Here is a 21,299-nt window from a genome sequence, read left to right as displayed (position 1 = left end):
GCGGAGGACAATGACCGCGGAACCTACGAGGCGTACATACACACGGCAGCCCAGGCGCGTGACATCACCCGCAGCTTCTTGGAATCGGTGGGGCCGTCGAACGGCGCGGAAGCCGAAGCGGTTGCTCCTCGTGGTATCCGAGCTGGTGACGAACGCCGAGCGGCACGCCGGCGGCGTCAAAGGGTTCCGGCTGGCTGCCGGGCCCGGCAGCGTCGTGGTCACCGTCTCCGACGCCAGCACCGACCCTCCACGACTCAGTCGCACCAACGCCTTCCAGCCAGGTGGGTTCGGCTGGTACCTCGTCCAGGAGCTGGCCACCGACATCACCGTCGAGGTCCACAGTCAGGGCAAGTCCGTCCGTGCCGTCCTGCCAGTGGCCCACTGAGTTGCGACATGGCCATGGGTGCTGTGGGCGGCGGTCGATGTCAGGGGAAGAGTGCCCGTTTCTGCCGCAGGGGCGAGCAGTTCCGCCCAGATGATTTTGCCGTCCGAGGTGTGGCGGGTGCCCCAGCGCGCGGCGAACTGTGCCACCAGGAAGAGGCCGCGGCCTCCTTCATCGCCGGCTTTCGCCCTTCGCATGTGGGGTGCGGTGCTGCTGCCGTCCGAGACCGCGCAGATGAGACGGTTCTCCGTCCGGATGAGCCGCAGGGAAACGGGGCCACACGCATGCCGGACCGCGTTGGTGACCAGTTCGCTGACGATCAACTCGGCCGCGAAGGTCAGTTCCTCAAGCCGCCAATGAGCGAGGCGCTCGCCGGTCAGCGGGCGGGCCCGTCCGGCCGTTTCCAGTTCGAAGGCCAGCCCTCATGAGGCGACGCAGTCGGCAGGCAGGGGGCGAGGCCGGGCAACCAGGAAGGCGACGTCGTCCGGAGGACGATCGGGCAGCAGGATGCGCTCCAGGGTGCCGGTGATCTCTTCCAGTGGGCGGTCCGGATGGGCGAGCGCGAAGCTCAGTCGCGCCAGACCGATGTCCGTATCGGACTCGGAGGCCGTGATCAGACCGTCGGTGTACAGAGCCACGACCCAGTCGTCCGGGATGTCGACCTCCACCGCTTCGAAGGGCATACCGCCCACACCGAGCAGGGGGCCGATCGGGATGTCGCAGAACTCCACCGGCTTGTTCCTGTGTGCGATGGCAGGTGGCGGATGCCCGGCGCTGGCGAACGTCGCACGCCGCGTGACCGAGTCGTAGACGCCGTACAGGCACGTGGCACCGACCACGCCCTCGGCTCCCTCGGGATGCGCGATCTCGGCCTCCTCGGCCAGGCGCTGGACCAGGTCGTCGAGGTGTGCCAGCAGTTCGTCGGGGGGCAGATCCAGATCGGCGAGCGTGTGCACGGCTGTGCGCAGCCGGCCCATGGTGGCAGCGGCACGCAGGCCGTGTCCGACGACGTCGCCGACCACCAGCCCCACCCGGGCACACGCCAGGGGCAGGACATCGAACCAGTCTCCGCCCACCCCTGCCTCAGAGTCGGCCGGCAGATAGCGGTAAGCAGCTTCCACGGCCGCGCGGGCGGGCATTTCGTGCGGCAGCAGACTGCGCTGGAGCATCAGCGCGGAGTGCCGCTCTCGGGTGAACCGGCGTGCGTTGTCGATGCAGACAGCAGCCCGGGCAGCGAGTTCCTCGACGAGGAGCAGGTCTTCCGGTGTGAAGGGTTCAGGGCTGCGCCACCGCATAAGGGTCGCCACTCCCATGGTCACGTCCCGGGCCCGGAGCGGAACCACCATGCGGGAGTGGATGCCCAGCTCTCGTCTGACGGTGCTGCGCGCGCTGTCCTCCACCAGCCAAGGACTCGAAGGCGCCAACACCGCGTTCAGGACGGGGCGCCCGCTTGCAAGACACTGCCACTGCGGGGACCCGTCCGCATACCCCACCGTGCCGCCAGGTGGGACGACGACTTCGGGCAGGTCCTCGCGGACGGATCGGTGGACGGCCCGGCGCGTGTCGCCCGTCCGGGCGACGGAACGGGCATCGGGTTCACGGCCGCCCAGAACGGCCCCGATCAAGTCGACAGCGATGAAGTCGGCGATCTCGGGCACCAGGATCTCGGCGAATGCCAGCCTCACCAAGATTCTGGCCGTCTGGTCCTCCATCGGCGCCCTGTGGGAGGAGGGCATCCTCGACCTCGACCAGCCGCTCGGCAGCTTCTGGCAGGAGGTCGCCGGGCACCCACTCGGAGCCGTCACCGCCAGGCAGCTGCTGACGCACACCGCCGGCGTCCCACTGCGAGCCCAGCTGAAGAACCTCTACGGCACCAACCCGGACGACATCCGCCGCGGCGTGCTGCACGAGCCTCTCCACCGCTCGCCCGGCGAAGCCGTCGAGTACATCGACCGGTCCGCCCTCATCCTCGGCTACCTCGCCGAATACCTCTCCGGCCACCCGTTGGACCAACTGGCCACCGCCCGCACCTGGTGCCCCCTGGGCATGACCTCCACCCGCTTCGGCCCCCTGCCTGCCGAAATCGCCGACCGCTGCGCACCCACCGAACTCGACCAGGACACCGATACGCACCTGAAGGGAACGGCCCACGACTTCTCCGCACGCCTCCTGGGCGGTGCCTGCGGCATCGCAGGCGTCTTCACCATCCTGGACGACCTCGCGGCCTTCCTCCGCTACATGCTTGACGGCTCCAAGTCCCGCACCAGCGCAGGCTTCACGACCGCGTGGACCGCATGCTCCCTGACCATTCAGACCGGCGGGCTCCAGCCGGCCCGTGGGCTGTTCTGGCACCCCGCCCCTGGTACGTTGGTCGAAGAGGATGTGTGGGTCCACTACGGCTTCACCGGCACAGGAATGTGGGTCTCGCCTGCTCGGGGCCGGTGGGCAGTACTCCTGACCAACAAGCTCTACTACACCCGCGACCGCGCACCACTGACCGACGTCCGCAACACATTCCGCGCACTCGCCTTCGTATAGGGAACTGGACGAGGGGCCGGGTTTTACCAAGGCACTGGGAGAAGCCCCCGCGACGCGCTCACAGAGGCCGGCCTCCACTGACTCGGTCATCGTCAACCCGACGCGGACGACATGCTGTACATCGTGAACTCGACGGCCGCCTACCTCGCAGCCATACCGCACATCCCGGACGAGATGAGCGACGTCACGGGCGTCCACGCCTTCCACGTGCGCACCTTCCGCTGCTGAAGGGCCAGCGCCTCACAGTCAGCCGCCTCAAGACATGATCCTTCGGGCGCCCTGTCGTCGGGTTCGCGCTGGCCGTCCGGACGGGTTCAGCGGTTGATTCACCGCTACAGCAGGTCTTTCGGAAACGAACCCAACGCCAATCTGTCGACTGGCACGCAGCAGAGTGCGCGGTCAGAGCCACTCCCAGCGCTTGAAAACGAAGTACAGCGTCAGAGAGACAACGACGATGACGGCGCTGGAAACGATGAAACCCGATTGGTGTGCGAAGCCGGGGTAGGGAAGGTTCTGTCCGTAGAAGCCAGTGATCGCCGTGGGCACGGCGATGATCGCGGCCCAGCTCGTCACCTTCTTCATGATCAGATTCATCCGGTTCGCCTGCACGGACAAGTTGGTCTCCATCACCGAAGCCACTAGGTCGCGCAGCGACTCCGTCCACTCGCCGGCACGCAGCACGTGGTCGTACACATCTCGGTAGTACGGCAGCAAGGGATCATCAACGATGTCGAGGTCGGGGCGCATGAGAGCGTTGACGACCTCCCGCATGGGCAGGACCACGCGACGGAGCCGGACCAGTGATTTCCGCAGGGCGTAGGACTGGCGCTGTACGGTCTGGATCTGCCGGCCGCCTTCGGCGAAGATCAGGGCGTCCAGTTCCTCGATACGTTCGTCGAGTTGCCGTACCGCGGCGAAGTGCCCGTCGACGACATGGTCGAGCAGACCGTAGAGCAGAAAGGCCACCCCGTGCGCTGCCAGAGCCGGGGTGCGGTCCCAGCGGGCGACCAGCTCGTCGAGAGCGAACGCGGCGTCCTTGCGGACCGTGATCAGCGCCTGCGACGTGAGGATGACCGCGAGCTCGCTCATCGTCAGTTCCGCACTGTCCGGGTCGACGGCGACCGCGTAGACGCTGAGGAAGTGATGGGTCCGGTAGTTGTCGAGTTTCGCCCGCTGCCCCTCGTGCAGCGCGCCCTCAAGAGCCAGCTCATGGAGACCGAGTTCCTCGCCGACCGCCGTGAACTCGGCGCGGTCCGGGCGGTACAGATCCAACCACACGGTCGCAGAAGAGTCCGCCAGATGCCGGGAGATGTCCCGGACCGGGAAGTCCTCCTCAACCAGGGAACCGTCGCGGTACAGCCGGGTATGGGCCATATCGCGCACCCTAACGGCACCAGCGGAACATCGGCGGACACCACTGCCGGAGACGCACCCGGCGGGCGGCACCGCCCGGACTGCCTTGAAGGCGGGGCGCCCGCCCGGCAGGGACAACCCCACGCGCGCCAGCCCTCCAGTTCGCGTGGGTGCGGCGGAACCACCACCCGCGTGCCGTGGAGGTGCCGTGGCAGCGGCGTTTGGTCCGCCGGGTGTTCGCCGCCGGTCGGGCCGGGCTTACAGCAGCCGTGCACGGGCGCCCGGCCACCACCGTGGACACCGGTTCCTGAGCCGCGGCGATACCACGGCCACCGCGCAGTCGTGCGACGGGCAAGGGCCCGACCGCGGAAGCGGCCCGGCCATCGGGCGTTTGCCTGTCCGGGCTTCCGTCTCACCGGGTCCCCGGCGATCAGCAGTGGTGTCGGGTCGCCACGCAGGACTCGACGACGCCGCGGATGAGGTCACGCGTGTCGTCGGGGTTGAGGGCCTGGGCCTGGAGGTTGTCGTACAACATGCCGTAGTGCTGCACGTCCGGCTGTTTCTCCAGGTAGAGGTCGCTGGTGAAGCGTTCCAGATACACAACCCCCGCCTGGGGACTGTCGGCGAAGTGCAGGACGGAGAACGGTCCGCACAGGCCGGGGTGGCTCCCACCACGTGCGGGAGTACCTGCAGGGTGATGTGGGGCTCGGTCCCCAGTGCGTTCAGGTGCTTCAGTTGCTCGCGCATGATCTGGGGGCTGCCGACGAGACGACGCAGTGCCGCTTCCTCCAGGACCACCCACAGGCGCAGCGGGGAGACCGGGTCGTAGATCCGGTGCTGGCGGCGCAGCCGTACGTTGAGGCGCCGGGCGGCCTGTTCGACGGCAATCCGGGGGAACGATTCTTCGATGACGGCCTGGGCGTAGGCGGGGGTTTGCAGCAGACCGGGGATCGCCATGGGCTCGAAGATGTGGATCGAGGCGGCGTCCGTCTCCAGCCCCATGTAGACGCTCCGGGGATGGTCACCGTAGACGTCCACCAGCCCCGCTGTCCAGACTCCCGGGCCATGCGCAGCAGAGAGTCGAGCGCCTGCTGGGCCGTCACCCCGTAGAGGGCGCAGAGGTCGCGCACATCGCGGGGCTTGATGGCACGGCGGCCGTTCTCGATGTGGCTGATCTTAGGCTGTGAAACCATGAGCCGCTTGGCCACTTCCACGCTGGTCAGCCCGCTTTCCTGACGGAGCCGGCGCAGTTCGGCCCCCAGCCGTCGTCTCCTCACCGTGGGAGTGGTCTTCGCCGCCATGAACGGTGTGTACCTCCGACGTCACATCAATGCCCGGTCCGAAGGCTGTCACAGGAAGACGCCCGTCGATCACGTGCCACGCTCCATGTGCGCAGGGCAGGAAAAACTGACTGTGACGTTGGCATTCCCCTCGGCCGACCGGGACGATTATCGGATATATGAACACCCCAATAATTGCCCTGCATTCGGCGGCTCAATGCCCGGGAATCGCGGCTTTCGCACGTTTTATGCGGCACCTGTGAAATTCTTCCGTAATATGCACGGCGAGATCAGGGCTCCCCGGGCATTTGATTAGGGCCCGGCACGCCATGGCCCCCCACAGAAAATGGCCTCTTGATGAAGCTGAAGATCCCTGAAATGGCCCGCCGTCGAACTTTGCCCGGTTTGATGGCCTCGGCCCTCGCCGCGACCGTCGCCGCCGCGATGGTCGTCCTGTCGCCCGCCCAGGCAGTCGCCATCGCCACGCCCGTACCGCTGGCCACAGCGGCGAGCTTCTCCGTTCTCGCGGGCGCGGGCGTCACCAACACCGGTGCCACGGTGATCAGTCACGATCTCGGAACGCACCCGAACCCGTCCATCACCGGCTTCCCGCCCGGCCAGGTGCTCGGTGCCGTGCACGCCGCCGACGCCGTGGCGCTTCAGGCCAAGTCCGACCTGGTCACGGCGTACAACAATGCGGCCGGCCAGGCCACGGACTTCGCGCTCGCGGCGGGAATCGGCGGTGGCACGACGCTGCTTCCGGGCGTCTACACCGCTTCCTCCGGTGTCGGGCTCACCGGCGACCTGATCCTCGACGCCGGGGGCAATCCGAATTCCGTCTGGGTGTTCCAGATTCCGGAGGCTCTGACGACCGCGACCTCCAGCCGGGTGCTCCTGACGAACGGCGCTTCGCCGTGCAATGTGTACTGGCAGGTCGGGAGTTCTGCCACCCTCGGGACGAACTCCACTTTCGTGGGCACCATCATGGCGCTGACGGACATCCACGTGACCACGGGGACGAACATCGAGGGCCGGGCGCTGGCCCGCAACGGTGCCGTGACGCTCGACACCAACCGGATCTTCCTCAACTCCTGCTCGACCGGCACGACCAGTGGCACCACGACGACTGGTACCACCAGCGGGACGACGACCGGGACAACGGCCGGGACGACGACCGGCACCACGGCCGGCAGCACCTCCGGTGTGGTCGGTGGAGGACTGGTCAGCGGCGGTCTGCTCAGCGGCGGCCTGGTCAGCGGTGGTCTCCTCGGCGGCCCCATCGTCAACGTCACGGCCGGCGCCACCTCCGGGAACACCGTGGGCAACACCGCGGGGAACAACGTCACCTCCGGGAACACGGCGGGCAACACGGTCGGAAACACCGCGGGCCAGCACGGCGGCAAGCCGGGGGAGCACGGGGGACCGGGCCACGGGGGCGGGCCTGGCCACAACGGCAAGCCGGGCGGTGAACAGCAGGGTGCGCCCGGAAAGCCGGAGTACGGCCAGGGTGGTCAGCCTGAGGACAACGGTTATGGCTACGGCGACAACAGCGGCAACTACGGCTACGGCAACGCGCCCAAGGTCGACAGCCAGGAAGGCTAGTTGGCGGGTTGCGAGAGATCCGTACACCGGATGACTGCGTGCGGCGGGATCCCTCGATTCCGCCGCACGCCGCCGGTGTCGGTCCACGAAACCTCGGTCGTCGGGCAGTGGAAGCGAGAAAGCAAGGTGGGCGGTGCCGAGCGGAACTGATTCAGCGCACGTGAGGGAAGGCCGACGGTCCGATGCCGGCCCGCCGCCGGGGGAGCGGTGTGACGGCGCGGCCCTGCCCCCCAAGCGGCCGAGGGGTGTCAGGGCTCTGAGAGCGGGGCTGCGCGCTGCCGTCCTCATGTGTGTCGTGACGACCCTGGTCCACCTCGGTGCCGTCTTTCTCCATGTGGCGCCTCCCAACCCGGTCTCACAGCGGTACAGCCGGCAGGTCGACGCGTGGGTGTACCCCTTCTTCGAACAGAACTGGCGGCTCTTCGCCCCCAATCCAGACTCCGTGAACCGGAGGGTGTGGGCGAGGACCGCGCACACCCAGCCCGACGGCTCGGCGCGGGTCAGCCCCTGGACGGACCTGACCGCCCTGGACCGTGCCGCCGTCGAACACGACCCGTTCCCGAGCCACTCGGCTCAGAACCTCCTGCGCCGTGCCTGGTCTTCCTACGTCGACACACACGGCGCGGACGACACGGCACGCTCGGCGCGAGCCGTGATGATGCAGAAGTATCTGGGCAACATCGCCGCGGAACGCGTCGCCGGTCTCCGCGGAGGCACGTTCGAGTTCGTCCAGCTCCGGGTCGTCACGGCGCCCGTCGTCGCGCCCGGCACGGCGGCCGGGCACCGGCCGCCGACACCGGTGGAGAACCGGCTCCTGCCCTGGTGGAAGGTGACACCCCGTGGGAAATGAGCAGATCCGCGAACTCCCGGCCGCGCCGACGGCACCGGGCGGGTCCGGGGGCGGGGGCGGGGCATGGGCCCCCGGGGCGGTCCACCGCCTGCTCCTCGCACGGACCGATGCCTTCTGGGACTTTCTCACCGGCCGGCCGGTGTCCTTGTACGCCACGTCCGTTCTGCGTATCGGTTACGGGCTGCTCTACCTAAGCTTCCTCCTGCGGGAGTTCCCGCACCGGGACGAGATCTGGGGCCCCGGCTCCCCGTGGACACCCTCACTGGCGGCACAGCTCTTCGACCAGACGGGCTGGTACAGCTTCCTGATCCTTTCGGACAGCCGTGCCTACTTCGAGCTCTGCTATGCGCTGGCCCTCGTGACGTCCACGCTGTTCATGCTGGGCTGGCGAACCCGGGTCACGTCCGTGGTCTTCGCCACTGTGGTGGCCTCCTTCCACGCCAGGGCGATCTTCATGACGGACGGGGGCGACAATCTCCTCCTGCTGATGGCCTTCTACCTCGCGCTCACCGCGTGCGGCCGGCGCTGGTCGCTGGACGCGCGCAGGGCGCGGATCAAGTCGGCACGTGCGGACGGCACGCCGACGACGCGAGCGCGGAGCCATGTCCCGCAGGACCTGCGGGCGGCCCGCACGACGTTGGCCACCGTGGTCCACAACTGCGGCGTCTTCGTGATCGCGGCGCAGGTCTGCTTCCTGTACGGATCGGCCGGTCTGTACAAGGTCCAGGGCTCGTTCTGGGACGATGGCACCGCGCTCCACTACGTGCTGAACCTGGATCTCTTCCAGCCGTGGCCCGCGCTCTCCCACGCCATGGACCGGTACCCGCTCGCGATGGCGGTCGTCGGTTACCTGACCGTTCTCACCCAGGTCGCCTTTCCGTTCGTGCTGTTCGGCCGGCTCAAGTACCCCGTCCTGGGCGTCCTGCTGGGCATGCACGTCGCCATCGCCGTGGTTCTCGGACTGCCGCTCTTCTCGGCCACGATGATCGTCGCGGACGCCGTGTTCCTTCCCGACCGCTTCTACACGTTCCTGCCTCACCTCCTTCGGCGCAGCGCCAGTCGATGCAACGTGCCGACACCGGGGCAGGGAGCAGCGCTCGGGTCCGTCCCCCAGCAGTGCGCCCACCCGGACGGCCGGGAGGAGTACAGGCCGGTGTCACGCCCGGCGAGCGGTCACGCCGGTCCGCCACCGTCCGGCCCGACGGTGGCACAGTAGAAGCCGCGCGGACTCGTGATCACGAAGCAACCGCCCAACTCGTGAGCACTCCTCACGTCTCCCGCGCACCGGGTGGCAGCGCCAGGTCCCGGAACACAGTCCGAGGGACTGCCTTGTGCACTGGGGCACGGCCGGGAGGCCACCCGGCCGGTACTCCACTCCATGCGGCCGCTGCTCCGCACCGCAACGGAACGCGGAGTAGTGTGGGCAGTACCGAGGGCATCTCGCACACCGGCTTCCACGCCGGGTCGTCCCCGGCGAAAGATGAAACCCAGGCCGCCGCGGAGGCAGCCCGGAGACGGGTCCGCACCATGCCGGCGGCCTTTGTTCCCCCCCTGCCGCACTCGGAGCCCGTCGCAGCCCCAGCCGCGCGCCTCGCACTGAAGACCGACGGCACCTCCCGCGGGCTGTTGGACGGAGCCTGGTGGCCACGGTCCCGGGACCTGCTCAGCGAACTGCCGGCGCTCACTGGCGTGTTGGACCCCCTGTGGGGCCGCATCACCCGTATCGCCGTCAGCCCGGAGCACTGGCCGGTCATCCCCCGCGAGATCCCCGTGCGCGGGCACACCGTCAAGGTCGGCTGGTTCACTTCAGAGATCGACCCGCACAAGCTGCTGCTGCTCTCCTACGGCACCGGCCGCTGGGACCTGCTGGTCGTCCCGCCCGGGACCGGGGCGGAGTCGGCGGCCCGGCTGCTGGCAGCCGCGTCCGACCACGACGGTCCACCCCTGACCGCCAGCGCGCTGATCGCAGCAGAGCTGATCGCAACAGAGGAGGCCCGGCACGCCGTCTCCCCCGTCGACCAGGCACTGGACCCGGACGAGGCATGGGAGTACGAGGGCGGCGCCTCGCCGGTGTCCGCGACCGTCACCGGACGGACCGGTACGCCAGGGCCGGCAAGCCGGTTGATCATCGGTATGTGAGGAGGCTGCCATGAGCACCTTCCTGACGGCCACCGCCTTCCTGGTCCTCGCCGCAGTGGCGGCATACGTGATCCACCGGCTCGGGCTCCAGCACGCCGACAGGATCGCGGCGTACGGTACAGCACCTCCCGGCCCGGTCGCCGCGGCCATGGCGCGCCCCAGCCGCACCCCGCACCATGGGTCCGGGCGTCCGACCGCCCAGCCCACCACCCACCCGGCCCGCGGCGACGCGAGCCCGGGGCCTGACGCAGGCTCTGGAATACCCGAGGATCCGAGCATCTGAACGGAGGTGTCATGACTCTTCCACGGCTGAACATCTACCGGCACGACCGGGGGACGCGGGCCCTGGTCACCCTGGCCGGTGTGATAAACCCCGTCACCGCGCCCCGGGTGCGCGCCGCTCTTGAGCAGTGTCTGCGGGACGGCATCACCCTCATCGACGTCGATCTGACCACCGTCGACCGCTGTGACGACAGCGGCCTGCGCGTCTTCCTCGACGTGTCCGAGCATGCCGCCGAGGCCCAGGCGTTCCTCCTGCTGCACCACCCCTCCCCGCAGACCGAACGACGGCTCATGGACACGGGCTGCGATGGTCTGCTCTATCCGATGAGGCCGGGAGGGGCGCGCCCTCAGCGGGCTTGACGTCGGCAGAAGCGCCCCAGGGAACGGCCCGCCGGACGGAGGGCGCCGGTGCGCCGGCCGAGCCGTACGCCGGTCGCGCCCCGCGCCGCCCCGTCAGCCCACAGGACCACGCCCGCTCCCCGTGTCGATGAGGATCTGTTCCGCGTCGCTGACGTTGTCCGCCTGGACCGCCTGGGCCATCGCGGCACGGGCGGCATCCGGTGCCGTGTCGGGCGGGACGACCAGCAGCGAGAAGATGTCCCGGTCACCCCGGGTGATCAGGACCGTGTCGTCACCCACCGGGAAGGAGTCGATGTGCACCACGCGGTCGTCCACGACGATACGCGTCGGGAGACCCTCCCAGGCGGCGGCATCCAGCCCCACACGGGACACGGGGCCGAGGTGGGCGACGAGGGCACTCAACAGGGCGGGCAGCTCGGCGCCGAAGTCGTGCGAGCGCGGCCACCACGCGCCGTCGAGGACGCCTTTGCGTGATTCGGTCGTCTCCAGCCGGAGAAGCGCAGATCCCGGCCGCACGGCCTCGTGGACGCCACTGGGCAGACGCCGGGGAACAGGTGGTGTTTCCGAGCTGGTCATGATGACCACCCGTCTGTAGCGCGGGTGCGACGGCGGGACTCCGCCCCGCAGCTCCCACGCTAATCCTGGCGCCACACGCACCGACGTCCGCAGACCGCCCGCCCTCTCGCCCCGCCCCCGACGGAACGGATCCAGCACACACGAGGACGGGAAGCCCCGTGAACACTGAAGAACTAGGGAGTGGTGTTTTCCCAGGCCAGACGCACTCCGACCGACGTTTCCGCAGGTCACAGCCCCGCCCAGGGAAAACTCCTAAAGCGGGTGTCGCAGGTTCGAATCCTGCCGGGGGCACCGGTGCAGAGGCCCCGGACCGATCTTGGTCCGGGGCCTTTGGCGTCTGGTCCTGGCATCCCCTCAAGAGCCCGATCCATCTGGCGCACGGCTCTCGCTGCCTCGCTGCTACGGTCGCGTGTATGACGCTCTCGGCCTCCACGAGTCAGGCTGTTGACCTACGCGTAAAGCCAGTTGATGAGGTTCTGGACCGCGTCGCGCGCTCTCTGCACGTGCGATTGCTCTTGGACACGGTGGTGCGCAAGCGCCGGTCCGTGGGCGCCCGGACGGACCGCGAGACCTGGGTCCGCATCGAACGACGCCTGCTCGACAAGATCACCGATCAAGGATGGAACGGCGCGGAGTGCGCCGCCCGCCTGGATGGCGTCGCCCAGCCGGCATGGCAGGGATGCGTTGTCTGGCGGGACACGACCGAACCGGTGATGTGGCGGGCCGACGAGACCGATCTCCTGCCGGCGCCTCCCGTCGGAAGCGCCATTCTGAGTGAGGCCCCGGAACTCCCGGACGAGTGGTGGGACGGGTTGAACGCCTCACTGGACGCGCTGACCGCGCATCGGACGGGGCGGCTCGCCACACCCGACACCGAGTCCATCACCCAGGCGTCGGTCACCGAGTCCATCCGAGCCGTCTTCTCCGGCGACTTCGATACGACCGTCCAGCGTTGGGTGCCAGCCCATGCCGACCTAAACTGGGCCAACATCACGGCCCCGGTGTTCAGCCTCTTCGACTGGGAGGACTGGGGGAACGCGCCGCAGGGGCTGGACTCCGCCTCACTGTGGGGGAGTTCGCTTGCCGTCCCGTCTTTGGCCGATCGTGTACGGCATGAGCGTCGGCGGGACTTCGAGAGTCGGGACGGCAAGCTGATGACGCTGTTCGTCTGCTCGAAGATGCTCGGGCCGTACGCGCACCCGGCGGATCCTCGGTTGGAGCCCGCGCGGCGCATGGCCGAGCAGGTCATCGAGGAACTTCAGGCGGACTGATCACGCGAGCGGTCACGGAGGAGCCTGCGGTACTCCTGGACAGCCCGCTCCTCCACCTGGCCTGCCAGGGCTCCGACGAGTTCCTCCAGGTGGGTCGGTTCGTCGGTGCCCACGGCGATGGAGTCGACCCGCGGGAGATGGAAGGCGGTTCTGAACGCTGCCTGGACGCGAGAGAGCCGACCACAGTCGTGAAGGAAGAGGCGCGGGTCGATCCTGTCCCACACCGAGGCCCCGGTGCTGCCTCCGAAGGGGCTCATCCCCCAGACCTCGCCATTGCCCAGATCCCACGCATCGATGAGGGTGTCCGCCGCGTCCAGCGTCCTGGCGCCGACCAGCAAGCCGGCGCGCATCATGAGAACCGACGGCCTCGGCAAGGTCCCGTCGACCAGACTCAGCAACGGTGACGGGTCCCACGACGCCACGCCCCAGGCGGCGCACAGCCCTTTCTCTGTGGCGTCGTTCAGGGCGGCACACGCCCCTGCGAGCAGATCCTTGCTGGGTGGAACCGCCTCCCGCAGCAATTGCTCCGGGTTGTGCAGGAAGACCAGGTCCGGCTCCCGTCGGAGGTCCTTGGCCGCCTCTTCCAAGGCCGAAGTCAGCCGCATGGGATCCAGGGAGTGCTCCGTCCCGCCGGGCGCCGGGAAGTAGCCGACCTTCGTGGAGACCGTGAACTTCGGCAGCAGGTCACCGGCTGTCCGGGCCAGGACCTGATGCGAGCGGAAGCCGAGGTAGTTGGTGCTGGTGTCGAGCGCGGTGACGCCCAGGTCCAGCGCCCCGGTCAGGAGCCGGCGTTCGTGACGAGACCGGTGTAGCCCGAGGACAACTCGGGGGTCAGGACCGCGCACAACTCCTCCTCCACCAGGATCTCGGCGACCTCCACCACGTCGGCACCTACGACGGCCGCGGCCTGCTCCAGCACGACCGGCCTGCCGCTCAGCAGCAGACGCAGCGCCGGCAGGGCCTTGGCCGCGAGGGCCAGCCTCTTCCCGGAGACCAAGACGTCGGCGGCCTCCCCCCTCTCCTGGATGCGGGGAGGGAAGTGGGTGGTGCACACCACAGCGTCGAGCGGCCCGAGGACGTCGAGGAACGGCACATGCCGAGGCAGGGTCGTCTCCTGCTCGTACGCGGCCAGGTAGTCGGCCGGGGAGCGCTCGCCGAGCAGTGCCTCGGCGGCTTCGATCAGAGCCGCGCTGTCAGGACCGTGCCGGCGATCCAGATCGTGCCTGAAGATCTCGCGCTCACGGCACCAATCGGCGAGCCAGGCGAGCCAGGCGGCGCCGGTGCGTTTGGTGATGCCGAAGGTGACGTGGAGGCTCTTGCCCGAACCGCTGCCGGTCCTGGTCGCCTGGTGCCAGTGGCCTCGGGGGATGTGCAAGACGTCGCCACTCTTCATCACGCCGGACCAGATGATCTCGTCACTCGGGGTGTTGTTGGGGTCGGAGTCCCGGTACATGGGAGCTTTACGGGAAGCCGCACGCACCTCCCATTCCTTCTCCCCCGCGAGCTGCACGATCACGACGTCGTGGTCGTCCCAGTGCAGAGGGAAGCCGGCGGCGTCGTTCGTCGTCAGGTACGCATTGACCTGCACACGCTCATGAGACCACCACTGCAGCGCCCGGCACGCGACCTCCATCGTCGGGTCGAAGGTGTTGGCCTGGTCGAGGATGAGCGTCGCGCCTTCCCGCAGGAGGTTCCCGAGGCTGCGCATGTTGACCATGGGGATGCTCTGGCCGCGAGGGCTGACGCTGTCGGTGCAGTAGACGGCCGGGTGCACCTCCACACCGTTCTGGAAACACCGGAACTGCGGACGACTCAGGCTCCTGCGCATGGCGATGTCCAGCAGCCGGGTGGGGGTCAGGATGCGGGAGAGGAGTGCGGGGTCGTTCGTACTGCCCCGCGCGAAGCCCTTGCCCAGCTCCTCTGCCCCGTTCCACCCGAGTGCTGCCTCGATCGCGCTGATCAACCGGTGTTCCATCGCTGTCCCTCCGTGGGGTGGTCACCTGATGCGGACACGGCGGGGCCGGCACAGCCAGTCGTACCGACCCCAGCCGCTTGGTGCGGGCCTACTCGCTGTCGTGCAGGTTGCCGTCGCCGCCCGGCCACGGCGCGTCGCCGGAGCTTCCGGCGTTGTCGGACCGGAGGCTGTCGTACCGGTCGTGGACGGCGGTCAGCTCCTCGACCGCCATCAGCAGGCCGCTACGGGCCGGAGGCGGTGTCGTGCGCTCTTCCACCTCGTGCTCCTTCCTCTTCGGGTCTCCCACCGGGGTTCCGGCGGAAGGTCATGGCCGCCTCACGGCCGTGGGAGAGATGGTTTTCTGTGAGGCGGCGGTCTCTGAGCGGCATGGTGAGCCACAGCTCTGCGCCTACGACCGAGCGGACCGGCCACTCGTCGGCGGGACGGCCGCATCCTGGCGCAGGTTCGCCTCCAGGACGCGCTGGTCCAGTTCGTACAGGCAGGCACGGCACGCGAAGATTGCTGCGTGCATGCCGCTCGATCGGACGGGCCCGATCCACGTCACCTCGACGTCGTCACGGCCGCACCACAACCAACACGCGCCATGCGCCTGCCATTCATGCCGGTCCCACAGCGCATTGCCCGTCGGCTCCCCGGTGACGGGGTCGATGTCGCGGCGGGTGGGACGGAAGACCGTGTCGCGGTCCAGAGCCGCCCGTACCGCGTGCCTCCCCATCACCCGACGGCCAACGTCAGCGAATCGGGCTCGGCTCCATCCGTGTGCTTGGCCCAGATCGCGGACAGGCCACGCGAAACGGCAGCGGCAGGGATCGCCTCCACCCCCATGGGGAGCGTCATCTCAGCCCATACACGCTTACCGGGGTCGGCGGGCTTCCAGGCGCAGCGCGTCAAAAGCAGTCGGACCAGGGCCAAGCCACGCCCGTTCTCGTCGTCCGCCTGGGCATACCCGGTCCGCGGAACCGACGGGTCGCCGTCCAGGACATCGATCACCAAGCGGTCGGACCGACTGGACAGCGTGACGGTGATCGGCCCCGACCCGTGGACCACCGCGTTGGTGATGAGCTCCGAGGCAACGAGCCGGATGGCGTCGGCAGTCTCCTCGTCCAGCGGCACACCCCATGCACGTACCTTGTCGACGATCTCATGCCGAGCCAGGGGCACCTCGGATTCGATACCCGCGAGCATGAACCGGTGGATTTGCGTGGGCATGGCGGACGCCTCCGAAGAGCTGGAGAGCGGCTCCATCACCGCCGGGGGCGCGGGAATGGAGCTGCCGATCTGAGGAACCGATCCGCGAGCACTCCAATTGAGTTCGCTCGTCGGCGGCTGATACTCAGTCAACGGCGCCGCCCCGCCCACCGGAACGTTTCCATGGGGTTTCTCCTGGCGACGCTCTCCCTCAACGCTCGGACACGGGAAGTAGCCTTCCCACCACGCCTTGAGGGGACGACAGGAGCGATGAAGTGCCTATCGAGCCGTTAGCAGTCCACCCGCTGGCCTTCCTCCTCCAGACACATGGATGGGGCAAGGCCCAATTCGCCCGGCTCATGCAGGAACACGGGAGGAAACTCGGGATCCCGCTCGCGACCAACCGGACGACTGTCTGGAAGTGGGCACAGGGCCAAGAACCGGACGCGGACGCCCAACGCGTCCTCGCCGACCTGCTGGGCGTCCCGTACGAGCAGGCGCGTGCGGAGGGGTGGCCACGCTGGCTCCCCGTCTGGGAGGTGACCGGCCTCACCGCTCCGTGGACAGAGGCCGGTACGGTCGAGGCATTATCCGATCTGGTGGGGAGTGGGCGGATGGATCGCAGAGGCTTCCTCACCATCACGGGAGCCGCCCTGACCGGTCTCGCGGCGTGCTGGGTGGACGCGCCCTCCGCCATGGCCTCGGCGCTCAACGGTGACCGGGTCACGGACACGATGGTCTCGACGATCGAGCAGCGCATCAGCACCCTCCGCACGCTCGACGACCAACTGGGAGGCGCTCGACTGCTGGAACAGGCACGAGGCGACCTGGCTCTGGTCACCGGCCTCCTCGGCGGTGGCCGTTACACGGACAGTGTCAGGCTCCGGCTGTACGCGCTGGCGGCCCGCGTGTCGCACCTGACCGGATGGATGGCCTACGACGCCGGACTACGATCCGCAGGCCAGCGCTATTACATCGGCGCCCTGCGCAGCGCCCGCACCACCGGCGACGACGCCTTCGGCGCCTTCGTCCTCGCGGAAATGGGCGTGCACGTCTCCGAAGCGGGGCGTACCGCTGAGCGTGTCGACCTCATCTCGACCGCCATCGACAACGCGCCACGCTCTCTTTCGCCCCGCACGCAGTCGTTCCTCTACTTGCACAAGGCAGAGGCCCTCTCACGCGACGGCGACCACCGTGAGGCCGGCACGGCCCTCAACCGTGCCACCCTCCTGTGGGAACACCAGATGACGGACGACAACCCTGACTGGCTCGACTGGTTCGGCGAGGCACAACTGCGGTCGACCGAGGGAAAGGTCCTGTTGCGCTCGGGTCAGGTGGAACGCGCAACCAGTTCCCTGGAGGCCTCCGTGACGAGAGCTGCCCCCCGGGACAAGGCGGTACGGTCAAGCCGTCTCGCTGAGGCACGGCTCGCCGGCGGCGACCTGGAGGGTGCGTTGGACGCCGCGAACTACGGCGCCGAACTCTTGGAGGACAACGTCAGCTCCATCCGGGCCCTGAACCGCCTCAAGGAGTTCTCCACACGGCTTGAGCCGCACAGGTCCGTTCCCTCCGTCCTCGATTTCCGTGAACGTCTACAGGAACTGACCGTCGCCGTTTGATGTCGACCGCCTGAGCACTGGGGACGAGCCCGTCTCGGTGAAGAGGGCCGCACGACTGCCAGGATGTCCGACATGACGACGATCTACGGTCAGGTGGCATCCGGGTTCGAGTCGGTGCGCGCGGCGTTCATGGACAACTTCACCCGGCACGGAGACCTCGGTGCGGCGGTGTGCGTGTACCGGAACGGCCGACCGGTCGTGGACCTGTGGGGTGGCGTGGCCGACGCCGACACCGGTCGTCCCTGGACGCGGGACACGCTGCAACTGGTCTACTCAGCCACCAAAGGCGCGACCGCGACCGCGGTACACATGCTGGCCGAGCGCGGAGAGCTCGACCTGGACGCGCCTGTCGCGAAGTACTGGCCGGAGTTCGCCGCGAACGGCAAGGCGGACATCCCGGTGCGCTGGCTCCTGGCCCACCAGGCCGGCCTGGTCGCGCTGGATCGGCCGGTGCCGTTGAAGGATGCGCTGGCGTGGCATCCGATGGTGACAGCGCTGGCCGCTCAACGTCCCCTCTGGGCTCCGGGCACAGCGCACGGATATCACGGCCGGACCTGGGGTTGGCTGGTCGGCGAAGTGATCCGCCGAGTGTCCGGCCGCTCGCCGGGCCGCCTCTTCGCCGACGAGATCGCTGTGCCACTCGGCCTGGACTTCTTCATCGGCTTGCCCCCCGACGAACGCGGCCGAGTCAGCCGCCTGGTGTACCAGCGACCGGACGTCGACCTCACCACCCTGCCCACCGAGTCGGTCCCTGAGGAACTCCGCGAACAGGTCGCCTCCTGGCGGGACCCGAACTCATTCAGCAACCGGGCCTACGCGGTCACCGACCCAGCCGAGATCGACTTCGACTCACCGGAAGTACAGGCTGCCGAGCTCCCGGCCTCCAACGGCATCGGCACCGCACGCGCCCTTGCGCGTATGTACGCCGCGCTGATCGGAGAGGTGGACGGCGTGCGCCTGCTCGCCCCCGCCACCCTGGCATCTGCGACCGAGGAGCAGGCCAGCGGCAAGGACCAGGTCATGCTCATCCCGAGCCGCTTCAGCGCCGGGTACATGCTGGCCACGGAGAGCAACCCGATGATCGGGCCGCGCTCTTTCGGCCACACTGGTCGAGGCGGGTCGCTCGCCTTCGCTGATCCGGAGCATGGTGTTGCCTTCGGATACGCGATGAACAAGATCATCGCTGGCGACGACGATGTGCGTGCGGCTGCACTGGTCGACGCCGTCCGGAGATCACTGTCGTAGCCAGGCGTGAGCACATCGTTCGATGGCCCCGCTTGACCGGATCGGCACCTGCCTATCCACGGACAACTCCAAACGCCGGGCCAGGCCGACGAGCTCTCCTGCGTGCCGAGCCGTGCTCGGGGTCAGTGAACCATGGCGCTACACGGACCACTTGGGCGCTCCGCCCGGTGCTCTACCTGCCACTCATACACCGACAAGATGCCGAACTCCTCCCTTGCGGCTACGACTTCAGGCCCACCGCAGTCTCCTATCATTCGACGATCAGGGCCCGACCGCGTCTGAGGCCCGGCCTCAGGCATGCTCCACACATGAACGCCTACAGCGGCGACCTGGACCTGAACGTCACAGACGCCACAGGCAACGGCGTCGAAGTGGACGTGGCAACGAACCTGCTGAACGGCACCGTGCGACTGTCCCTGCTCTGGACTCAGGAGATCTACCTCCACCTCGACGACGCCGAACGAGTGGCCAAGTCACTGCTACGAGCTGCCACCCAGTGCCGCCAGGGCGGAAAAGCCCGGCGCTCGGGATTTGAGGGAACCTCCAGCCCAAGCCCGTGAGTTACAACTTTCTTCACTGGTTCAAGGCGGCTCGCTCCGCTCCCCGCGCGCGGCCCGGCCCCCGGCCGGGGCCTGCGCTCCTGTCTCCGCCCCGCTCCAGCCCGGCCGGCGCCCGTGCCGCGCTCAGGCCATCTGGCGGCCTGACGCCGGAGAAGGGTACGTCGTGGCTGAAGCGGTCCGCCTTACGGGGCCATGATCACTCGCGACAAAGGGACGCCATCACAAATCGCTACAGCGGCCTGCTTGTGGGTTGCCCGATCGTCAGCTGAACCCCTTCACTAGAGCTGCCACTTTTCTAAAGTCGGTGATTTCTTCCGTGGAAGATCCCTGCCTAACGAATACCCGATCTCCGCAATAGGAAAGATCATTCTGACCGGGGATCAGGACTCTAATGACGGAGAGGCCTTTATACTCGATCGTGTCCACGCCACTCATGATTTGGGTCGCCAAAGGTTCACTGATCGATTGTTGGGCAAGTTTCGCCACGAAGCGTTGCACATAAGCATCCAGTGAGATTTTAAGAATCTTCGCTTCCCTGTCTACGCCCACGACGTGGTGCTGTCCGACTTTCATCGATGTCACAGAATCAAGCGTTTCGATTCTCTGCACATCGGGTTCCTTGTCGGCTACCCCAACAAACAGGTAACCCTCGTGACCTCGCTGCACATTAGCAATTCCGCAAATAGTTTCGGCCAGTCGCTGGAAAAGTGCGTCATCCCACTTTCTGCGGTTATCTAGCCTGAGAACCCCCTGCTTAAACTCGTACCGGCTGGTTTCAATCCTGGATCGACGCAACGAGTTCTCGAAGTCCAGAGCCAACCCTGGCCCATGCCCGAAAACAGGGGGCACCTTGTTCACAAAATGCCTCTGAATAAGCCCCGTGATTGTATCAATATTAGAAGTGCGCTCCTCGGCTGAAGTGTAGTGTCGCGCACTCTTAAGGCGAGGCCCAACATTCCTGAGTGCAGCAACAATGGCCGCATTGTCGGCGGGCGACTTCTGCTGGCGAACAATGAGTTCAAAGAAAGCCATAAAAATGGCATAGAAAGGTGTCCGGATGGGGTTTCCACTCCCAGGGCGAACCAGATTCCTGAGACCATTCGGACCGGGGAGCTGAGAGTCGATCACCTCCGTCAGTACGGAGAATGTGGACTGGATCTCCTCTTGCAGCCGCCGAATACCGTGGGCCGCAAGAGTTCGCTCGATACGCTTATGTTTTTCGCTTTGCGAATCATAGATCTCGTCGAATTCTTCTTTACTGGCAGGGAAAGGGCTACCAAGCAAAATGGAGGCCGCAACATCTGCCACCATCTGTTCGTCGTCACCTTCCCGCAGTTGCTTTACATTGAGAATGCCGTGCCGGATCCATACCGTGTCTTCTGCACGAACTCCGTACTGCTGTTTTTCGCGAGATGACTCAATGGAGATACTGGGCATGTCATGGAGAAGTAGAACATCATCGGAAACATCCCCTCGCAGGGAGCTTGCGACAGTCCGCACCAATTCCGAAAAGGAGTTGAGCATTCCGGCCTGCCGTTTTTCCTGAGCGCTCAACTGGCGACCATTCGAGTTAATCCGACTGAATACGTCTGTAATCTGCCCTTCAGTCTGGGTCGGAAAGATCGTGACGGCTAGTTGGTAATCAAGTAGATTCGCACACTTGGCAGCAGGCAGCAGGTTCTCCGTTTCGACCGGCTTGAAGGAATTCGCCTCAGCAGCCTGACGCGCCCGAGCGCTTTGCCCTAGGTCAAAGTGCATGCCGTTATACTCGAACTTCTGCTCGATGAAGGCAAAGATGGCATCTAGGCGCTGCATGCCATCGATGATCTCGTACTTTCCGCTCCCGTGAATCTCCGGTCTTTCAGCAAGAAGGATCAGGGGGATGGGGTAGCCGTCCAGGATGCTGTCAATTAGGAGCTGCTTTTCGGCTACAGACCATACGAGCTTTCGCTGGTACCGTCGATTCACCAGGAGTGAGTCGTCCCTGAAAAGCCGATACGCTTCCTGAACGCTCATGCCTCGGGGGGTAATGGAAACGTGGACTTCAGACGACAAGGTCCGCTCCCTCGCGTGTGCGGT

General features: G+C 67.2%; 21 protein-coding genes and 1 pseudogene. 12 read left to right on the top strand and 10 right to left on the bottom strand.

Going from position 1 to position 21,299, the window contains the following annotated elements; genetic code table 11:
- Positions 1-10: 10 nt before the first annotated feature.
- The gene (locus tag HEP81_RS21980; protein WP_078967456.1) at positions 11-385 is read left to right on the top strand and encodes an ATP-binding protein; all 375 of its coding nucleotides are present in this window, start codon (positions 11-13) and stop codon (positions 383-385) included.
- Here the strand turns inward: HEP81_RS21980 and HEP81_RS41590 are convergent.
- Both HEP81_RS41590 and HEP81_RS21975 read right to left on the bottom strand, forming a co-directional pair.
- Positions 343-789, bottom strand: a complete 447-nt coding sequence (locus HEP81_RS41590) for an ATP-binding protein (RefSeq protein ID WP_338058775.1) — start codon at positions 787-789, stop codon at positions 343-345. The two genes, HEP81_RS21980 and HEP81_RS41590, sit on opposite strands and share 43 nt — an antisense overlap.
- 15 nt (positions 790-804) lie before the next feature.
- A complete protein-coding gene (locus HEP81_RS21975) occupies positions 805-2,040 on the bottom strand; it encodes a PP2C family protein-serine/threonine phosphatase (protein ID WP_243279524.1) in 1,236 nt (411 codons plus the stop codon).
- Here HEP81_RS21975 and HEP81_RS21970 point away from each other — a divergent pair.
- Positions 2,018-2,920: a serine hydrolase domain-containing protein gene (locus HEP81_RS21970; protein WP_078967457.1), complete on the top strand. Its 903-nt coding sequence runs from the start codon at positions 2,018-2,020 to the stop codon at positions 2,918-2,920. The genes HEP81_RS21975 and HEP81_RS21970 overlap by 23 nt on opposite strands.
- Before the next feature lie 399 nt (positions 2,921-3,319).
- On the opposite strand, the gene HEP81_RS21965 is transcribed toward HEP81_RS21970, so the two are convergent.
- Both HEP81_RS21965 and HEP81_RS21960 read right to left on the bottom strand, forming a co-directional pair.
- Positions 3,320-4,294, bottom strand: a complete 975-nt coding sequence (locus HEP81_RS21965; RefSeq protein ID WP_037657736.1) for a magnesium transporter CorA family protein — start codon at positions 4,292-4,294, stop codon at positions 3,320-3,322.
- A gap of 409 nt (positions 4,295-4,703) precedes the next feature.
- A pseudogene (locus tag HEP81_RS21960) lies at positions 4,704-5,574 on the bottom strand (helix-turn-helix domain-containing protein).
- 336 nt (positions 5,575-5,910) lie between these two features.
- On the opposite strand from HEP81_RS21960, the gene HEP81_RS21955 reads away from it, so the two are divergent.
- The 6 genes from HEP81_RS21955 to HEP81_RS21930 all read left to right on the top strand — a co-directional run bounded on the left by HEP81_RS21955 (position 5,911) and on the right by HEP81_RS21930 (position 10,786).
- Entirely contained in the window at positions 5,911-7,155 is a 1,245-nt protein-coding gene (locus HEP81_RS21955; RefSeq protein WP_037657739.1) for an ice-binding family protein, read from the top strand.
- 286 nt (positions 7,156-7,441) lie between these two features.
- The gene (locus HEP81_RS21950; RefSeq protein WP_078967458.1) at positions 7,442-8,005 is read left to right on the top strand and encodes a DUF5819 family protein; all 564 of its coding nucleotides are present in this window, start codon (positions 7,442-7,444) and stop codon (positions 8,003-8,005) included.
- Positions 7,995-9,221 carry an HTTM domain-containing protein gene (locus HEP81_RS21945; RefSeq protein WP_381125863.1) on the top strand — a complete coding sequence of 409 codons (1,227 nt, stop codon included), beginning with the start codon at positions 7,995-7,997 and terminating at the stop codon, positions 9,219-9,221. The genes HEP81_RS21950 and HEP81_RS21945 overlap by 11 nt, the downstream gene beginning before the upstream one ends.
- A 203-nt stretch (positions 9,222-9,424) precedes the next feature.
- A complete protein-coding gene (locus tag HEP81_RS21940; protein ID WP_037657741.1) occupies positions 9,425-10,144 on the top strand; it encodes a DUF5994 family protein in 720 nt (239 codons plus the stop codon).
- Between the two features lie 10 nt (positions 10,145-10,154).
- On the top strand, positions 10,155-10,427 hold the full coding sequence (locus HEP81_RS21935) for a hypothetical protein (protein ID WP_243279519.1): 273 nt from the start codon (positions 10,155-10,157) through the stop codon (positions 10,425-10,427).
- An 11-nt stretch (positions 10,428-10,438) separates the two neighbouring features.
- Positions 10,439-10,786 (top strand): STAS domain-containing protein, encoded by a 348-nt coding sequence (locus HEP81_RS21930; RefSeq protein WP_037657743.1) that lies wholly within the window; start codon positions 10,439-10,441, stop codon positions 10,784-10,786.
- A 93-nt stretch (positions 10,787-10,879) separates the two neighbouring features.
- Here HEP81_RS21930 and HEP81_RS21925 read toward each other — a convergent pair whose 3' ends face one another.
- Positions 10,880-11,362 (bottom strand): DUF5994 family protein, encoded by a 483-nt coding sequence (locus HEP81_RS21925; RefSeq protein ID WP_037657832.1) that lies wholly within the window; start codon positions 11,360-11,362, stop codon positions 10,880-10,882.
- Positions 11,363-11,775: 413 nt separating this feature from the next.
- Here HEP81_RS21925 and HEP81_RS21920 point away from each other — a divergent pair, with 413 nt between their 5' ends.
- Positions 11,776-12,633 (top strand): hypothetical protein, encoded by an 858-nt coding sequence (locus HEP81_RS21920; protein WP_037657744.1) that lies wholly within the window; start codon positions 11,776-11,778, stop codon positions 12,631-12,633.
- On the opposite strand, the gene HEP81_RS21915 is transcribed toward HEP81_RS21920, so the two are convergent.
- The 4 genes from HEP81_RS21915 to HEP81_RS41585 form a co-directional block, all read right to left on the bottom strand.
- Positions 12,621-13,478, bottom strand: coding sequence for an aldo/keto reductase (locus tag HEP81_RS21915; protein ID WP_037657745.1), 858 nt, complete (start codon positions 13,476-13,478; stop codon positions 12,621-12,623). The genes HEP81_RS21920 and HEP81_RS21915 overlap by 13 nt on opposite strands.
- Positions 13,412-14,608, bottom strand: a complete 1,197-nt coding sequence (locus HEP81_RS21910) for a JmjC domain-containing protein (protein WP_037657747.1) — start codon at positions 14,606-14,608, stop codon at positions 13,412-13,414. Before HEP81_RS21910 ends, HEP81_RS21915 begins: the two co-directional genes overlap by 67 nt.
- Positions 14,609-14,696: 88 nt before the next feature.
- Positions 14,697-14,864: a hypothetical protein gene (locus HEP81_RS21905; RefSeq protein WP_157854473.1), complete on the bottom strand. Its 168-nt coding sequence runs from the start codon at positions 14,862-14,864 to the stop codon at positions 14,697-14,699.
- A 458-nt stretch (positions 14,865-15,322) separates the two neighbouring features.
- On the bottom strand, positions 15,323-15,793 hold the full coding sequence (locus tag HEP81_RS41585; protein ID WP_243279517.1) for an ATP-binding protein: 471 nt from the start codon (positions 15,791-15,793) through the stop codon (positions 15,323-15,325).
- Positions 15,794-16,071: 278 nt separating this feature from the next.
- Between HEP81_RS41585 and HEP81_RS21895 the strand changes: the two genes are divergently transcribed.
- The 3 genes from HEP81_RS21895 to HEP81_RS21885 all read left to right on the top strand — a co-directional run bounded on the left by HEP81_RS21895 (position 16,072) and on the right by HEP81_RS21885 (position 19,220).
- Positions 16,072-17,415: an NsdA family TPR-like regulatory protein gene (locus HEP81_RS21895; RefSeq protein WP_037657749.1), complete on the top strand. Its 1,344-nt coding sequence runs from the start codon at positions 16,072-16,074 to the stop codon at positions 17,413-17,415.
- Positions 17,416-17,487: 72 nt separating this feature from the next.
- Complete coding sequence (locus HEP81_RS21890; protein WP_037657750.1) at positions 17,488-18,660, top strand: serine hydrolase domain-containing protein; 1,173 nt, start codon at positions 17,488-17,490, stop codon at positions 18,658-18,660.
- A 308-nt stretch (positions 18,661-18,968) separates the two neighbouring features.
- Positions 18,969-19,220: a hypothetical protein gene (locus HEP81_RS21885; RefSeq protein ID WP_078967461.1), complete on the top strand. Its 252-nt coding sequence runs from the start codon at positions 18,969-18,971 to the stop codon at positions 19,218-19,220.
- A 261-nt stretch (positions 19,221-19,481) separates the two neighbouring features.
- Here the strand turns inward: HEP81_RS21885 and HEP81_RS21880 are convergent, their stop codons facing one another.
- Entirely contained in the window at positions 19,482-21,236 is a 1,755-nt protein-coding gene (locus tag HEP81_RS21880; protein ID WP_037657752.1) for a GmrSD restriction endonuclease domain-containing protein, read from the bottom strand.
- Between the last annotated feature and the right edge of the window lie 63 nt (positions 21,237-21,299).

It is taken from the genome of Streptomyces griseofuscus (assembly GCF_014673495.1).
GTDB lineage: Bacteria > Actinomycetota > Actinomycetes > Streptomycetales > Streptomycetaceae > Streptomyces > Streptomyces murinus.
Note: the sequence above shows the minus strand (reverse complement) of the source record. Positions and strands in the feature narration are given on the sequence as shown.

Bases quoted from the DNA above. Each gene is read 5' to 3' on its own strand.
- HEP81_RS21980 (WP_078967456.1), top strand. From the start codon at position 11: ATGACCGCGGAACCTACGAGGCGTACATACACACGGCAGCCCAGGCGC.
- HEP81_RS21970 (WP_078967457.1), top strand. From the start codon at position 2,018: ATGAAGTCGGCGATCTCGGGCACCAGGATCTCGGCGAATGCCAGCCTC.
- HEP81_RS21965 (WP_037657736.1), bottom strand. From the start codon at position 4,294: ATGGCCCATACCCGGCTGTACCGCGACGGTTCCCTGGTTGAGGAGGAC.
- HEP81_RS21955 (WP_037657739.1), top strand. From the start codon at position 5,911: ATGAAGCTGAAGATCCCTGAAATGGCCCGCCGTCGAACTTTGCCCGGT.
- HEP81_RS21950 (WP_078967458.1), top strand. From the start codon at position 7,442: ATGTGTGTCGTGACGACCCTGGTCCACCTCGGTGCCGTCTTTCTCCAT.
- HEP81_RS21935 (WP_243279519.1), top strand. From the start codon at position 10,155: ATGAGCACCTTCCTGACGGCCACCGCCTTCCTGGTCCTCGCCGCAGTG.
- HEP81_RS21930 (WP_037657743.1), top strand. From the start codon at position 10,439: ATGACTCTTCCACGGCTGAACATCTACCGGCACGACCGGGGGACGCGG.
- HEP81_RS21925 (WP_037657832.1), bottom strand. From the start codon at position 11,362: ATGACCAGCTCGGAAACACCACCTGTTCCCCGGCGTCTGCCCAGTGGC.
- HEP81_RS21920 (WP_037657744.1), top strand. From the start codon at position 11,776: ATGACGCTCTCGGCCTCCACGAGTCAGGCTGTTGACCTACGCGTAAAG.
- HEP81_RS21910 (WP_037657747.1), bottom strand. From the start codon at position 14,608: ATGGAACACCGGTTGATCAGCGCGATCGAGGCAGCACTCGGGTGGAAC.
- HEP81_RS41585 (WP_243279517.1), bottom strand. From the start codon at position 15,793: ATGCTCGCGGGTATCGAATCCGAGGTGCCCCTGGCTCGGCATGAGATC.
- HEP81_RS21890 (WP_037657750.1), top strand. From the start codon at position 17,488: ATGACGACGATCTACGGTCAGGTGGCATCCGGGTTCGAGTCGGTGCGC.
- HEP81_RS21885 (WP_078967461.1), top strand. From the start codon at position 18,969: ATGAACGCCTACAGCGGCGACCTGGACCTGAACGTCACAGACGCCACA.
- HEP81_RS21880 (WP_037657752.1), bottom strand. From the start codon at position 21,236: ATGAGCGTTCAGGAAGCGTATCGGCTTTTCAGGGACGACTCACTCCTG.